This is a genomic window from Microbacterium commune (assembly GCF_014836945.1).
Lineage (GTDB): Bacteria > Actinomycetota > Actinomycetes > Actinomycetales > Microbacteriaceae > Microbacterium > Microbacterium commune.
Window position 1 is genome coordinate 305027 of the sequence record NZ_JACSPX010000003.1, and the last position, 13679, is coordinate 318705.

Below are 13679 nucleotides of genomic sequence, written 5' to 3' on the forward strand. Positions count from 1 at the left end.
GCGAGTAGGCTGACCGATCATGCACTGCCCCTTCTGCCGGCATCCGGACTCCCGCGTCATCGACTCCCGCACCAGTGACGACGGCCTGTCGATCCGACGCCGACGACAGTGCCCGGAGTGCGGCGGACGATTCTCGACGACCGAGACGGCGAGTCTCATGGTGATCAAGCGCTCGGGCGTCATGGAGGCGTTCAGCCGGGACAAGGTGATCTCCGGGGTGCGCAAGGCGTGCCAGGGTCGGCCCGTCACCGAGGCGAACCTCGCGCTCCTCGCCCAGAAGGTCGAGGAGGCCGTGCGGCAGACGGGTGTCTCGCAGCTCGACACCAACGAGATCGGACTCGCGATCCTGGGCCCCCTGCGTGAGCTCGACGAGGTCGCGTATCTGCGCTTCGCCAGCGTGTATCAGGCCTTCGACTCGCTCGACGACTTCGAACGCGCCATCCGCGACCTGCGCGCCGACCACGATGCGTCGGAACCGGATTCCCACGACCGGTAGCCTTGGGCAGTGATGTACTCACTGCTCTTCCGCCACGTCCTCGCGCGCTTCGACCCCGAATTCGCGCACCACGCCGCGATGGCGGTCATCCGCGCGCTCGGCGTGCCGCCGTTCTCGTGGGCGGCGCGCGCGCTGACCGCCCCGCGACCGCAGCAGCAGGTGCGCGCGCTCGGTCTGGTCTTCCCGTCGCCCTTCGGCGTCGCCGCGGGGTTCGACAAGAACGCCGTCGGCGTGCGCGGTCTGGATGCCCTGGGCTTCGGGCACATCGAGATCGGCACCATCACCGCCATCCCGCAGGAGGGCAACCCGAAGCCGCGCCTGTTCCGCCTGATCCCCGACCGGGCCGTCATCAACCGGATGGGCTTCAACAACGAGGGGGCGGATGCCGCGGCACGCCGACTCGCCGCGCTGCGGCGGCGTGCTCCTCGCGCGGTCATCGGGGTGAACATCGGCAAGAGCCGGGTGGTCGCGGTCGAGGATGCGGTCGGGGACTACGTCACGTCCGCCACGCGGCTCGCGCCGCTCGCCGACTACCTCGCCGTGAACGTGTCGTCACCGAACACTCCAGGTCTGCGCGGCCTGCAGGCCGTGGAGACTCTCGCTCCGCTGCTGCGCGCGGTGAAGCAGGCGGCGGGCGAGACGCCGCTGCTCGTGAAGATCGCCCCCGACCTGCCCGACGACGAGATCGAGGCCATCGCCCGCATGGCGGTGGCGGAGGGGCTCGCCGGGATCATCGCCCACAACACGACCATCTCCCGCGACGGCCTGATCACCGACCCGGCGGTCGTCGAGGCGGCCGGGGCGGGCGGACTCTCCGGCGCGCCGCTGAAGCAGCGCTCGCTGGAGGTGCTGGCCGTGGTCCGCAGCGCCGTGCCGGCCGACTTCTGCGTGATCGCCGTCGGGGGAGTGGAGACCGCAGACGACGTGCTGCGACGACTGGACGCCGGTGCGACGCTCGTGCAGGGCTACACAGCATTCCTGTATCGCGGACCGCTGTGGGCCAGGCAGATCAACAGAGGCCTGCGTCGCTGAGCGACACAGGCCTCCGCACGACCGAGCCGCGGGTCAGTCCGGGTACTGACGGCGCGTGACCTGGGGCTTCGGAAGACGCATGAAGCGCATCTGCAGCGCCCGCATCGCCGCGTACCAGCCGAGTCCGCGTTCGCGACGCTCGAGACCGAACTTCGCGGCGGTCTTCTTCTTCACCCGCATGCTCAGCAGCACCATGTCGCCGACCGCGAGCAGCATGTAGCCCCACAGACCGACCATCGCCCACAGCTGCACCGCGGGGATCTCGACGAGGCTGAGCACGATGACCAGCAGCATCGCGGCCATCAGCCACTCGGAGATGTGCCAGCCGGCGTCCACGTAGTCACGCACCCACCGGCGCTGAGGACCGCGGTCACGTGCGGGAAGGTACTTGTCCTCGCCGTTCTCCATCCCGATGCGGGCCCGCTGGCGGCGCGCCTGCAGGACGGCCTTCGCCGCAGCACGGGCCTCCTTCGTGTTCGCGACGAGGGGACGGCGATTGGCCGCCTCGCGTTCGGCGCGGGTGGGGGTGGCGCGGCCCTTGCCCACGGCGGGCGTCTCGCGGGCGTCGTCGGCGGCAGGGGTGGGGTTGGACACGTTCGACCTCAGTTCGGAATCGGGTTCGCCTTAAGATTACTCGCATGACATCCCCTGCACCGTCCGCCTCATCCGCCGCGGAGACCGCGCTCCTCGAGGCGGTGGCCCTCGGCATCCCGTCCGCCCTGGCCGACCTGGGCGCGCTGGTGCGCATCCCCGGCATCGCGTGGCCCGCGTTCGACCAGACGCAGCTGGAGCGCTCGGCGGACGCGGTCGCCGAGCTGGCGCGCGGCACCGGCGTCTTCGACGACGTGCGCGTGCTGCGTGCGCACGTCGACGACACCGACGAGCTCGGCCAGCCCGCCGTGCTCGCCACTCGCGCCGCGCGCAACGGACGCCCGAGCATCCTGCTCTACGCCCACCACGACGTGCAGCCTCCGGGGGCAGACGAGCTGTGGGAGACGCCGCCGTTCGAGCCGACCGTGCGCGACGGGCGCCTGTACGGCCGGGGCGCAGCGGATGACAAGGCCGGCATCATGGCGCACATCGCGGCGCTGCGCGCGGTCGCGGGGGTGCTCGGCGACGACTTCGATCTCGGCGTCTCGCTGTTCATCGAGGGCGAGGAGGAATACGGGTCGCGCTCCTTCGCGCGGTTCCTGCGCGACAACGCCGACGCGCTCCGCGCCGATGCGATCGTCGTGGCGGACTCAGGCAACCTCGACTCCCGCACCCCGGGACTGACGGTGTCGCTGCGCGGCAACGCCCGCTTCACTCTCACCGTGCGCACCCTCGAGCACGCCTCCCACTCCGGCATGTTCGGGGGAGCGGTTCCGGATGCCATGATGGCCGCCGTCACCCTCCTCGCCACACTGTGGGATTCCGACGGCGCGGTCGCGGTCGACGGGATGACCAGCAGAGACGCGCAGACGCCCGAGTACTCCGAGGAGACTCTGCGAGACGAGGCGGGCCTGCTCGACGGTGTCAGCCCGATCGGTCGCGACGACATCTACGGGCGGATCTGGAACAGGCCCTCCATCACGATCACCGGGATGGACGTGACGAGCGTGGCCGAGGCGTCCAACACCCTGCTGCCCGAGGTGAGCCTCGTCATCAGCGCCCGGGTCGCCCCCGGTCAGAGTGCCGCCGACGCGTACGCGGCGCTGGAACGACACCTGCGCCGGCACGCGCCGTTCGGCGCGGAGCTCACGTTCTCCGACATCGACCTCGGCGACGGCTTCCTCGTCGACACCTCGGGGTGGGCTGTCGAGCTCACCCGCGCCGCGATGGGAGACGGCTACGGCGTCGCGGCCGTCGACCTCGGCGTGGGCGGATCCATTCCCTTCGTCGCCGACCTGGTCCGCGAGTTCCCCGGCGCGCAGATCCTCGTCACGGGCGTCGAGGACCCGCACTCCCGGGCCCACAGCCCGAACGAGTCGCTGCACCTCGACACGTTCCGCAACGCCGTGCGCACCGAGGCACTGCTGCTGGCCAGGATGAACGAGCGCGCCGGGGAGTCCTGAGCAGGGGGATCGATGCGCGCACGCGATCGGCCCGGCGTGCGGCGACGGCGGTAGAATCGTGCACGAGCAGCGAGACCGCGCTGCCGTTGCAAGGAGTTGAGATGAGCGACACCACCCTGACCTCAGAGCCCACCGCCGCCCCCGCCCACGGCGTCTCGCTGACCGACGCTGCGGCGCTCAAGGTCAAGAGCCTGCTCGAGCAGGAGGGCCGTGACGACCTGCGTCTTCGCGTGGCCGTGCAGCCCGGCGGATGCTCGGGCCTGATCTACCAGCTGTACTTCGACGAGCGCTACCTCGAAGGCGACGAGACCGTCGACTTCGACGGCGTCGAGGTCATCATCGACAACATGAGCGTCCCCTACCTGGACGGCGCGTCGATCGACTTCAAGGACACCATCTCGGAGCAGGGCTTCACGATCGACAACCCCAACGCCGCAGGCAGCTGCGCGTGCGGTGACAGCTTCCACTGAGGCGCGCCTACCTGCGTGGTTGGCATGAATCGCGTGTGAGGTTGCCCTAGACTTGAGTCTGCTCCTGTCCGAGATCTGAAAGGTGCATCGTGCCCTCGAAACGCCGCCTTCGTTGGGCCGCGCTCCCGCTGGGAGCAGCGGCAGCTGTGGCCCTGGCGGGATGTACTCCCACCGAACTCAATGGATTCCTTCCGGGCTTCGTCGAAGACGGCACCCCCGCGACCAACCAGACCGAGACGGTCTCCGGTCTCTGGGTCACCTCGTGGGTCGTTCTGCTGACCGTCGGCGTCATCACCTGGGCCCTGATGGGATGGGCGCTCGTGATGTACCGTCGGCGCACCGGTCAGACCGGACTCCCGGTCCAGCTGCGCTACAACATGCCGATCGAGATCCTGTACACGGTGATCCCGCTGATCCTCGTGCTGGGCATGTTCTTCTTCACCGCGCGCGACCAGGCCGACATCGAGACGCAGTGGGATGAGCCCGACGTCGAGGTCACGGCGATCGCCAAGCAGTGGGCCTGGGACTTCCAGTACGGCGGCGAAGACGATGCCGTGTGGACCATGGGCGTGCAGGCCGACCCCGACGAGAACGGCGACATCGAGCGCGAGAAGCTTCCGACGCTCGTGCTGCCCGTCGACAAGAAGGTCACGATCGACCTGCAGTCGCGCGACGTGATCCACTCCTTCTGGATCATCGACTTCCTGTACAAGAAGGACATGTACATCGGCAAGGACAACTCCTGGTCCTTCATCCCCACGCGCGTCGGCGAGTACGACGGCAAGTGCGCCGAGCTCTGCGGTGAGTACCACTCGATGATGCTCTTCAACGTGAAGGTCGTCGAGCAGGACGAGTACGACGCATACCTCGAGACCCTGCGCGAGCAGGGCAACACGGGCGACATCACCGACGCCTACGACCGACTCAGCAATCTCCCCGGCACCGGCGCGAGCACGCAGTCCGAGGAAGAGGAGTAAGCCATGACCACCACAGCTGAACCCACGACAGCGCCGGGCGCCCGCCCGACCACGCTGCCGCCGCGTCAGGCAGCCCTGCTCACCTCCTCCCGCGTGGAGCAGAAGGGCAACATCATCGTCAAGTGGATGACGTCCACCGACCACAAGACGATCGGGTACATGTACCTGATCGCCTCGGTGCTCTTCTTCCTCCTCGGCGGTGTGATGGCGCTGATCATCCGCGCCGAGCTCTTCGCTCCCGGCATGCAGATCGTGCCCACCAAGGAGCAGTACAACCAGCTGTTCACGATGCACGGCACGATCATGCTGCTGATGTTCGCGACGCCGCTGTTCGCCGGCTTCGCCAACGCGATCCTGCCGCTGCAGATCGGCGCGCCCGACGTGGCGTTCCCGCGTCTGAACGCGTTCGCCTTCTGGCTGTTCACCTTCGGCTCGATCATCGCCATCGCCGGCTTCCTCACCCCGCAGGGCGCGGCCTCGTTCGGATGGTTCGCGTACCAGCCGCTCGCCAACTCGTCGTTCTCGCCGGGCGTGGGCGGCAACCTCTGGATGCTCGGCCTCGGCATGTCCGGTTTCGGCACCATCCTCGGCGCGGTGAACTTCATCACCACGGTCATCACCATGCGCGCACCCGGCATGACCATGTGGCGCATGCCGATCTTCTCGTGGAACACGCTGATCACCAGCCTCCTGATCCTGATGGCGTTCCCGGTGCTCGCCGCGGCGATCCTCGCCGCAGCGGCCGACCGCGTGCTCGGTTCGCACATCTACGACGTCGCGAACGGTGGCGTGCTGCTGTGGCAGCACCTGTTCTGGTTCTTCGGTCACCCCGAGGTGTACATCATCGCGCTGCCGTTCTTCGGCATCGTGTCCGAGATCTTCCCCGTGTTCAGCCGCAAGCCGATCTTCGGCTACAAGACGCTGGTGTACGCGACCATCGCGATCGCGGCCCTCTCGGTGGCCGTGTGGGCTCACCACATGTACGTCACCGGCGGCGTGCTGCTTCCGTTCTTCGCCCTGATGACGATGCTCATCGCGGTGCCGACGGGTGTGAAGATCTTCAACTGGATCGGCACCATGTGGCGAGGCTCGATCACCTTCGAGACGCCGATGGTGTTCGCCCTCGGCTTCCTCGTCTCGTTCGTCTTCGGTGGTCTGACCGGCGTGATCCTCGCGGCTCCTCCGCTGGACTTCCACCTGAGCGACTCGTACTTCGTCGTCGCCCACTTCCACTACGTGGTGTTCGGCACCGTCGTGTTCGCGATGTTCGCCGGCTTCTACTTCTGGTGGCCGAAGTGGACCGGCCGCATGCTCAACGAGCGCCTGGGCTACATCCACTTCTGGATGCTGTTCATCGGCTTCCACATGACCTTCCTCGTGCAGCACTGGCTGGGCGTGGACGGCATGCCCCGTCGTTACGCGGACTACTCCACCTATGACAACTGGGAGTGGGGCAACCAGGTCTCCACGATCGGTGCGATCATTCTCGGCGCCTCGATGCTGCCCTTCTTCCTCAACGTGTGGATCACCGCCCGCAAGGCGCCGAAGGTCACCGTCGACGACCCGTGGGGCTACGGTGCATCGCTGGAGTGGGCCACCTCGTGCCCGCCGCCGCGTCACAACTTCACGTCGATCCCGCGCATCCGCAGTGAGCGTCCGGCGTTCGATCTGAACCACCCCGAGGCCGCAGAGCACCCGGTGGGCGTCGCAGCGGGAGAGGTCAAGTAAGTCATGCGCAGCAATGTCATCCTCTGGTGGATCATCGCGGTCTTCTTCACGATCGCGTCCATCGTCTACACGATCTGGAACCTGGTCGACCCCTTCCACGGCTACGTGGAATGGGTGGGCACGGTGGCGCTCCTGTTCGTCGCCTTCATGGGTGCCATGATCGCCGTCTACCTGCAGCGCACGTACAAGGCGCAGGGTGGCGAGCTCCCCGAGGACGTCCTGACGGCGGACATCGACGACGGTGACCCCGAGCTCGGCGAGTTCTCGCCGTGGTCGTGGTGGCCGCTGGTCCTCGCCGCGTCCGCAGGTGTCTTCCTGCTCGGCCTCGCGGTCGGTCAGTTCCTGCTGCCGATCGGTGTGGCGATCTTCCTCGTCGCGATCGTCGGCTGGGTGTACGAGTACTACCGCGGGCACTTCGCACGCTGACACCCCCGTCTAGGCCCCCTGGATCCGTCCAGGGGGCCTTCGTCGTCGGCGGGGACGGGCTGCAGCGGTCAGCGGGAGGCGTCGTCAGGGGAGTCGTGCGCGCCCCGCTGCACCGGGGTGCGCGCGAATCACTGCGGCGTGGTGTGCGTCTGCGCTGCGCGGCATCACGGCCGGGTTCGGATGCGGGGGACGCCGGTCAGGGCGTCGATCGGACGGCGGTGGATGCCGTCGTGATCCTCGACGGGATATCCCTCGCGAACCCAGTACTCGAAACCGCCGATCATCTCGCGCACCGAGTAGCCCAGAGCGGCGAACTCCAGAGCGCCCTTGGCGCCGGCGTTGCACCCGGGGCTCCAGCAGTAGACGACGACGGAGGCGTCGGACGGGATCTCCACCGGCGCTCGCTCGGCGATCTCGCTGTAATGCATGTGCACGGCCCCGGGAACGCGACCCTGTGCCCACGCCTCGTCGGAGCGCACATCGATGACCACGAGGTCTGTCCCCGCCTTCCGCGCCGCGTGCACGTCGCTCGCATCGGTCTCGTACTGCAGCTTGGCGGCGAAGAACTCGTGTCGGTCGATCATGGTCACAGGGTAGCGCGCCGGTATCGCGCCTACGCGCTGATGACATCCTGCCGAGGAGCGTGCGAACTCGTCTCGTCGCTTGTCGCACCTGCTCGGACCGCACGGACGGACGCCGAGGGCGACGGACGGACGCCGAGGGCGTCGGAGAGCGGGGAGACGACAGAGGGCCCGTCCGGATTCGGACGGGCCCTCTGTCGTGGGGGAGTGCGGCTTACTCGCCGTCCTCCGACTTCTTCTTCCTGCGCGGCTTGGCCGGGTCCTTCGCGATCACCGAGCTGGGGGTGTTCGGCGTCTCGTCGACGTGCAGGTCGGTTGCGGCGATCTGGTCTTCGGAGGTGACACCCGCGCGGGCGTGTGCCCCGGCGATCTCGGCCGCCTCGATCTCGGCGTCGTGCGCCAGCGTGTGCTGCTGATGCGCGTCGGCTGCCGCGATCTCGGCCTGGGTGAGCGGCTGCAGGCGGTCTTCGTAGAACCACCGCGAGATCGAGCTGCGAAGGTTCTCGTGCCATGGGATGCGGCCCTTCGCGTTCGGGCGCACGACGAGAGGCTCGTAGGTGGCGTAGTCGATGAGCTTCCAGCGGTCGTACACGTCGACGGGCTGGTGCACCTCGATGAACTCGCCACCGGGCAGGCGCACGATGCGGCCCGACTCGTAGCCGTGCAGAACGATCTCACGATCCTTCTTCTGCAGCGCGATGCAGATGCGCTTCGTCACGAAGTACCCGAGGATCGGGCCGACGAAGAGCAGGGCCTGCAGGGCGTGGATGACACCCTCCATGGTCAGCATGAAGTGCGTGGCCATGAGGTCGGACGAGGCCGCAGCCCAGAGCACCGCGTAGAAGATCATCCCGGCGACACCGATGGCGGTGCGGGTCGGGGCGTTGCGGGGACGGTCGGCGATGTGGTGCTCGCGCTTGTCGCCCGTGATCCACGCCTCGAGGAACGGGTAGATCGCAACGGCGACGATGAACAGTCCGAGCACCAGCACCGGGATGACGATGCCGAGCGACAGCGTGAAGTTGCCGAGCATGACGTCGAGGTGCGGGGGAGCGAGACGCAGGGCGCCGTCGGCGAAGCCGATGTACCAGTCAGGCTGCGTGCCGGCCGAGATCGGGGACGGGTCGTAGGGACCGTAATCCCAGAACGGCAGGATCTGGAAGAACGAGGCGATCAGGACGATCACACCGAAGACGATGAAGAAGAAGCCGCCCATCTTCGACATGTACACCGGCATCATCGGGTAGCCGACGACGTTGTCGTTCGTGCGGCCGGGGCCGGCGAACTGGGTGTGCTTGTTGATCACCATCAGCATCAGGTGCAGCACGATGAACGCGATCACCAGCAGCGGCAGCAGCAGGATGTGCATCGTGTACAGGCGGCCGACGATGTCGTCGCCGGGGAACTCGCCGCCGAAGATGAGGAACGAGGTCCAGGTGCCGATCAGCGGCAGACCCTTGATCATGCCGTCGATGATGCGCAGACCGTTGCCCGAGAGCAGGTCGTCGGGCAGCGAGTAGCCGGTGAATCCCTCGGCCAGGGCGAGGATGAAGAGCACGAAGCCGATCACCCAGTTGAGCTCGCGCGGCTTGCGGAACGCGCCGGTGAAGAACACACGCAGCATGTGGATGCCGATGCCGGCGATGAACACGAGTGCCGCCCAGTGGTGGATCTGGCGAACCAGCAGGCCACCGCGGATGTCCCACGAGATGCGCAGCGCCGACTCGAAGGCCGCCGTCATCTCCACGCCGCGCAGCGGCGCGTACGCGCCGGTGTAGTGCGTGGGGGCCATCGAGGCCTGGAAGAAGAACGTCAGGAACGTTCCCGACAGGAACACGGCCACGAACGCCCAGAGCGCGATCTCGCCGAGCATGAACGACCAGTGGTCGGGGAAGATCTTGCGGCCGAGCTCCTTGACGAGCCCCGACAGGCTGGTGCGCTCGTCGAGGTAGTTCGCCGTCGCGCCGATGAAGCGTCCGCCCAGGGGCTTCTGCTTGGTGTCCTCTTTAAGAGTTGCGGTGCTCAATGACGCTCCCAGAAGCTCGGGCCGACGGGTTCGGTGAAGTCGCTCTGCGCGATGAGGTAGCCCTCATCGTCGACGGCGATGGGCAGCTGCGGCAGCGGTCGCGCTGCCGGGCCGAAGATGACCTTGGCGTGGTCCGTGACGTCGAACTGCGACTGATGGCACGGGCACAGCAGGTGGTGGGTCTGCTGCTCGTACAGCGCGACGGGGCAGCCCACGTGCGTGCAGACCTTGGAGTAGGCGACGATGCCGTCGTAGGACCAGTCCTTGCGGTCCTCGGCCTCGATCAGCTGCTCGGGTCGCAGACGCATGAGGAGCACGATGGCCTTGGCCTTCTCCTCCATGTATCCCTCGCTGTGGCCGAGCTCGGCGAGCGGCTCGGGGATGACGTGGAAGGCCGAACCGAGAGTGACGTCCGCGGCGCGGATAGGGGTGCCCTCGGGGTCACGCGCCAGGCGCATGCCCTCTTCCCACATGGTGTGCTTCAGAAGTGCGACCGGGTCACCGGCGATGGGGTTGCCGTGCGAGTTGTTGTGCGGTGCGAGACCGCGGAACAGCGTGAGGCCGGGCAGGATCGAGGCCACGACCGCGGCGATGAGCGAGTTGCGGATGATCGCGCGGCGCCCGAAGCCCGAGTCCTCGTTGGCCGCGGCGAACGCCTCGACGGCGCCGGCGCGAGTGGCGTCCTTGCCGCGGGTCGGGTGGCGGTGCTCGATGTACTCCTTGTCGGACATCAGCGCCTTCGACCAGTGGATCGCGCCGATGCCGAGCGCCAGCAGCGCGAACGCGATGCCGATGCCGATGTACATGTTGTTGTGGCGGATGTCGATCGCCATGCCGCTCTCGATCGGGAACAGCATGTATGCGGCGACCGCCCAGATGCTGCCGGCGAGCGACAGGTAGAACAGGGTGTAGACCGTGCGGACCGCAGCCTTCTCGGCGCGCGGGTCCTTGTCGGTCATCCGCTCACGGTGTGGCGGCAGTCCCGGGTTCTCCGCAGGATCGCTGACTGCGACGCCCAGCCCCCGCGAGGGCTCGTAGGCCCTGTCGAGAGCCTGCGTGTCGTCGTCGTGTGCCATGGTGCTCCTCGTACGTAACTCTTCGATGAAAGTGCGTCAGTTGGACTTCGCCGTGATCCACACGGTGAGGGCGACCAGCGCGCCGATTCCGAAGATCCAGATGAACAGGCCCTCCGACACGGGACCGAGCGATCCGAGCGTGAAGCCGCCGATCTGCACGGCCTCCTGCTGGTAGGCGAGGGCGGCGATGATGTCGCGCTTGTCCTCGGTGCTCAGGTTCATGTCGCCGAAGACCGGCATGTTCTGCGGGCCCGTGACCATGGCCGCGTAGATGTGCAGCGGGCTGGTGGAGGTCAGCGCGGGGGCGTACTTGCCCTCCGTCAGAGCACCACCGGCGGCGGCGACGTTGTGGCACATCGCGCAGTTGATGCGGAACAGCTCCGCGCCGTGTGCGATGTCGACCTCGTCGCTCGCGTTGTCGGGGTTCTCCTCGCCTGCGGTCACCCACTTGTCGGGGTAGCTCGGGCCGGGAGCGACACTCTGCACGTAGGCGGCCATCGCGCGAATCTGCGCGTCGGTGAACTGCACGGGCTTCTGCGGCGCCTGCGGGCCCTGCATCTGCAGCGGCATGCGGCCGGTCGCCACCTGGAACTCGACGGACAGCTCGCCGACGCCGATGAGGCTCGGTCCTTCGCTCGTGCCCTGCATGTCGATGCCGTGGCAGGTCGCGCAGTTCGCGGTGAACAGCTTCTGGCCGTCCTCGACGGTCAGCTCTGCCGCAGCACTGGTCTGCGTGTCAGCGGTGGATGCCATAGCAGCGGACGCACCGGCGTACACGCCGCCGGTGAGCAGCAGGCCGGCGCCGATCAGCGCGGCAGCGGCGAGGGGACTGCGGCGACCGCGAGAGCGGTGCTTCTTCACTCGTGCCATTTCGGGAAATCGCTCCGCTCTTATTTCAGGAAGTAGATGACGGCGAACAGGGCGACCCAGACGACGTCGACGAAGTGCCAGTAGTACGACACGACGATCGAGGAGGTCGCCTCCTTGTGGCCGAAGTTCTTGACCGCGTATGCGCGGCCGATGACCAGCACGAAGGCGATGAGACCGCCGGTGACGTGCAGAGCGTGGAAGCCGGTCGTGATGTAGAACGCCGAGGCGTACGAGTCGGCGGTGATCGGAAGGCCCTCGGCGACGAGCTGCGCGTACTCCCACACCTGGCCGCTGACGAAGATCGCGCCGAGGATGAAGGTGAGCCAGAACCACTCGACCATGCCCCAGCCGAACAGGCGACGACGGCCGAAGGCGTTCACCTTGCCCTTGTCGATGCGATAGGGCTGCAGGTCTTCAGCGGCGAACACGCCCATCTGGCAGGTGAACGACGACGCCACCAGGATGACGGTGTTGACGAAGGCGTACACCACGTTGAGCAGCTCGGTGCGGTCCGCCCAGAGCTCGGGGGAGGTGCTGCGCAGCGTGAAGTAGATCGCGAAGAGTCCCGCGAAGAACATGACTTCGCTGCCGAGCCACACGATGGTGCCGACAGCGACCGGATTGGGGCGCTTGATGGTTCTTGCCGCCGGGGCATACGTCGCTGAGGTGGTCACCAGACCATTATGGCCGATTCCGCGCGGGGATTCTCGCACCGACGTGGCCTGTCTCGCTGTCCTGCGACTAAGGAAGACCTAAGAAGCACCTGCGAATGTGCCGCGTTCCCACGTCCAGCGGGGTGTGCGATGACGACGGGGCACACGTCATCTCGAAACGGCATCATCCTCCGCGCGATTAGGATCGCAGTCATGGCTGACACCCTCACCTGGCCCGATCTGCTCTCGACGCTGCTGGATCGCCGTGATCTCAGCGTGTGGGAGTCGACCTGGGCGATGCGCCAGGTCATGCGGGGAAGGGTGACGGATGCCCAGCTCGCCGGCTTCCTGGTGGCGCTGCGCGCCAAGGGCGAGACCATCGACGAGATCGTCGGCTTCCGCGATGCCATCCTCGAGGCCGCCGTGCCGCTGCCGGTGTCGTCGGATGTGCTCGACATCGTCGGAACCGGTGGCGACCGCATCGGCACCGTCAACATCTCCACCACCGCGGCGGTCATCATCGGGGCATCCGGGATCCCGGTGGTCAAACACGGAAACCGCGCCGCGAGCTCCTCGTCCGGGTCGTCCGACGTCCTGGCCGCCCTCGGCCTCGACATCTCGCTCGACCCCACGCGGGTCGCCGACGCGCTCGAGCGCACGGGGATCACGTTCGCGTGGGCCGCCGCCTTCCACCCCGGTTTCAAGCACGCCGGCGTCGCGCGGTCCGAGCTCGCCGTGCCGACCGTGTTCAACATGCTGGGTCCGCTGTGCAATCCGGCGCGCGCCGAGGCGAACGCCGTCGGTGTCGCGCAGCTCGACCGCGTGCCGCTGATCACGGGGGTGTTCCGCACCCGCGGCGCCACGGCGCTCGTGTTCCGCGGCGACGACGGACTCGATGAGCTCACCACGACCGGACACAGCCGCATCTGGGAGGTCACGCGCGGAGACATCCACGAGCACGACCTCGATCCGCGCGACCTGGGCATCCCGCTCGCCGAGCTCGACGACCTGGTCGGCGGGTCTCCCGAGCACAACGCGTCCGTCCTGCGGCGCACCCTGGCGGGCGAGAGGGGAGCCGTGCGCGACATCGTGCTGCTGAACGCCGCCGCCGGCATCGTCGCCTACGAGCTCTCGCACGATTCGACGCTGACGCAGGTCCCGATCGTCGAGCGGCTCCGCGACGCGTACACGCGTGCGGCCGAAGTGATCGACGACGGACGCGCCTCAGCCAAGCTCGATCAGTGGGTCCAGGTCACCAGGGAGCCGCTGCCCGCCTGAGCGGAGCGGAGC

14 protein-coding genes are annotated in these 13679 nt (G+C 67.7%); 8 read left to right on the top strand and 6 right to left on the bottom strand.

Translation table 11 applies throughout. The features are described 5' to 3' along the window. Window positions 1–19: 19 nt before the first annotated feature. Both nrdR and H9633_RS11625 read left to right on the top strand, forming a co-directional pair. On the top strand, window positions 20–496 hold the full coding sequence (gene nrdR, locus H9633_RS11620; protein WP_191713272.1) for a transcriptional regulator NrdR: 477 nt from the start codon (window positions 20–22) through the stop codon (window positions 494–496). A gap of 12 nt (window positions 497–508) precedes the next feature. After that, on the top strand, window positions 509–1528 hold the full coding sequence (locus H9633_RS11625; RefSeq protein ID WP_191713427.1) for a quinone-dependent dihydroorotate dehydrogenase: 1020 nt from the start codon (window positions 509–511) through the stop codon (window positions 1526–1528). A gap of 33 nt (window positions 1529–1561) precedes the next feature. Here H9633_RS11625 and H9633_RS11630 read toward each other — a convergent pair whose 3' ends face one another. After that, on the bottom strand, window positions 1562–2122 hold the full coding sequence (locus H9633_RS11630; protein ID WP_191713273.1) for a DUF3043 domain-containing protein: 561 nt from the start codon (window positions 2120–2122) through the stop codon (window positions 1562–1564). A 44-nt stretch (window positions 2123–2166) separates the two neighbouring features. Between H9633_RS11630 and H9633_RS11635 the strand changes: the two genes are divergently transcribed. The 5 genes from H9633_RS11635 to H9633_RS11655 all read left to right on the top strand — a co-directional run bounded on the left by H9633_RS11635 (window position 2167) and on the right by H9633_RS11655 (window position 7183). Beyond that, window positions 2167–3582, top strand: a complete 1416-nt coding sequence (locus tag H9633_RS11635) for a dipeptidase (protein ID WP_191713274.1) — start codon at window positions 2167–2169, stop codon at window positions 3580–3582. Between the two features lie 101 nt (window positions 3583–3683). Beyond that, window positions 3684–4052 (top strand): iron-sulfur cluster insertion protein ErpA, encoded by a 369-nt coding sequence (erpA, locus tag H9633_RS11640; protein WP_071643050.1) that lies wholly within the window; start codon window positions 3684–3686, stop codon window positions 4050–4052. 89 nt (window positions 4053–4141) lie between these two features. Further along, entirely contained in the window at window positions 4142–5029 is an 888-nt protein-coding gene (gene ctaC, locus H9633_RS11645) for an aa3-type cytochrome oxidase subunit II (protein WP_191713275.1), read from the top strand. A 3-nt stretch (window positions 5030–5032) separates the two neighbouring features. Continuing rightward, window positions 5033–6757, top strand: a complete 1725-nt coding sequence (gene ctaD / locus H9633_RS11650; protein WP_191713276.1) for an aa3-type cytochrome oxidase subunit I — start codon at window positions 5033–5035, stop codon at window positions 6755–6757. A 3-nt stretch (window positions 6758–6760) separates the two neighbouring features. Continuing rightward, window positions 6761–7183 carry a cytochrome c oxidase subunit 4 gene (locus tag H9633_RS11655; protein ID WP_071643056.1) on the top strand — a complete coding sequence of 141 codons (423 nt, stop codon included), beginning with the start codon at window positions 6761–6763 and terminating at the stop codon, window positions 7181–7183. Between the two features lie 164 nt (window positions 7184–7347). On the opposite strand, the gene H9633_RS11660 is transcribed toward H9633_RS11655, so the two are convergent. The 5 genes from H9633_RS11660 to ctaE all read right to left on the bottom strand — a co-directional run bounded on the left by H9633_RS11660 (window position 7348) and on the right by ctaE (window position 12413). Next, window positions 7348–7767: a rhodanese-like domain-containing protein gene (locus tag H9633_RS11660; protein WP_191713277.1), complete on the bottom strand. Its 420-nt coding sequence runs from the start codon at window positions 7765–7767 to the stop codon at window positions 7348–7350. A gap of 211 nt (window positions 7768–7978) precedes the next feature. Then, entirely contained in the window at window positions 7979–9790 is a 1812-nt protein-coding gene (qcrB, locus tag H9633_RS11665; protein ID WP_071643058.1) for a cytochrome bc1 complex cytochrome b subunit, read from the bottom strand. Continuing rightward, window positions 9787–10866 carry a cytochrome bc1 complex Rieske iron-sulfur subunit gene (gene qcrA, locus H9633_RS11670; RefSeq protein ID WP_191713278.1) on the bottom strand — a complete coding sequence of 360 codons (1080 nt, stop codon included), beginning with the start codon at window positions 10864–10866 and terminating at the stop codon, window positions 9787–9789. Before qcrA ends, qcrB begins: the two co-directional genes overlap by 4 nt. A gap of 36 nt (window positions 10867–10902) precedes the next feature. Then, entirely contained in the window at window positions 10903–11736 is an 834-nt protein-coding gene (qcrC, locus tag H9633_RS11675; protein ID WP_191713279.1) for a cytochrome bc1 complex diheme cytochrome c subunit, read from the bottom strand. Between the two features lie 20 nt (window positions 11737–11756). Continuing rightward, complete coding sequence (ctaE, locus tag H9633_RS11680) at window positions 11757–12413, bottom strand: aa3-type cytochrome oxidase subunit III (RefSeq protein WP_191713428.1); 657 nt, start codon at window positions 12411–12413, stop codon at window positions 11757–11759. 189 nt (window positions 12414–12602) lie between these two features. Between ctaE and trpD the strand changes: the two genes are divergently transcribed. After that, window positions 12603–13667: an anthranilate phosphoribosyltransferase gene (trpD, locus tag H9633_RS11685; RefSeq protein ID WP_071643064.1), complete on the top strand. Its 1065-nt coding sequence runs from the start codon at window positions 12603–12605 to the stop codon at window positions 13665–13667. Window positions 13668–13679: the final 12 nt, after the last annotated feature.

Bases quoted from the DNA above. Each gene is read 5' to 3' on its own strand.
- nrdR (WP_191713272.1), top strand. From the start codon at position 20: ATGCACTGCCCCTTCTGCCGGCATCCGGACTCCCGCGTCATCGACTCC.
- H9633_RS11625 (WP_191713427.1), top strand. From the start codon at position 509: ATGTACTCACTGCTCTTCCGCCACGTCCTCGCGCGCTTCGACCCCGAA.
- H9633_RS11635 (WP_191713274.1), top strand. From the start codon at position 2,167: ATGACATCCCCTGCACCGTCCGCCTCATCCGCCGCGGAGACCGCGCTC.
- erpA (WP_071643050.1), top strand. From the start codon at position 3,684: ATGAGCGACACCACCCTGACCTCAGAGCCCACCGCCGCCCCCGCCCAC.
- ctaD (WP_191713276.1), top strand. From the start codon at position 5,033: ATGACCACCACAGCTGAACCCACGACAGCGCCGGGCGCCCGCCCGACC.
- H9633_RS11655 (WP_071643056.1), top strand. From the start codon at position 6,761: ATGCGCAGCAATGTCATCCTCTGGTGGATCATCGCGGTCTTCTTCACG.
- H9633_RS11660 (WP_191713277.1), bottom strand. From the start codon at position 7,767: ATGATCGACCGACACGAGTTCTTCGCCGCCAAGCTGCAGTACGAGACC.
- qcrA (WP_191713278.1), bottom strand. From the start codon at position 10,866: ATGGCACACGACGACGACACGCAGGCTCTCGACAGGGCCTACGAGCCC.
- qcrC (WP_191713279.1), bottom strand. From the start codon at position 11,736: ATGGCACGAGTGAAGAAGCACCGCTCTCGCGGTCGCCGCAGTCCCCTC.
- trpD (WP_071643064.1), top strand. From the start codon at position 12,603: ATGGCTGACACCCTCACCTGGCCCGATCTGCTCTCGACGCTGCTGGAT.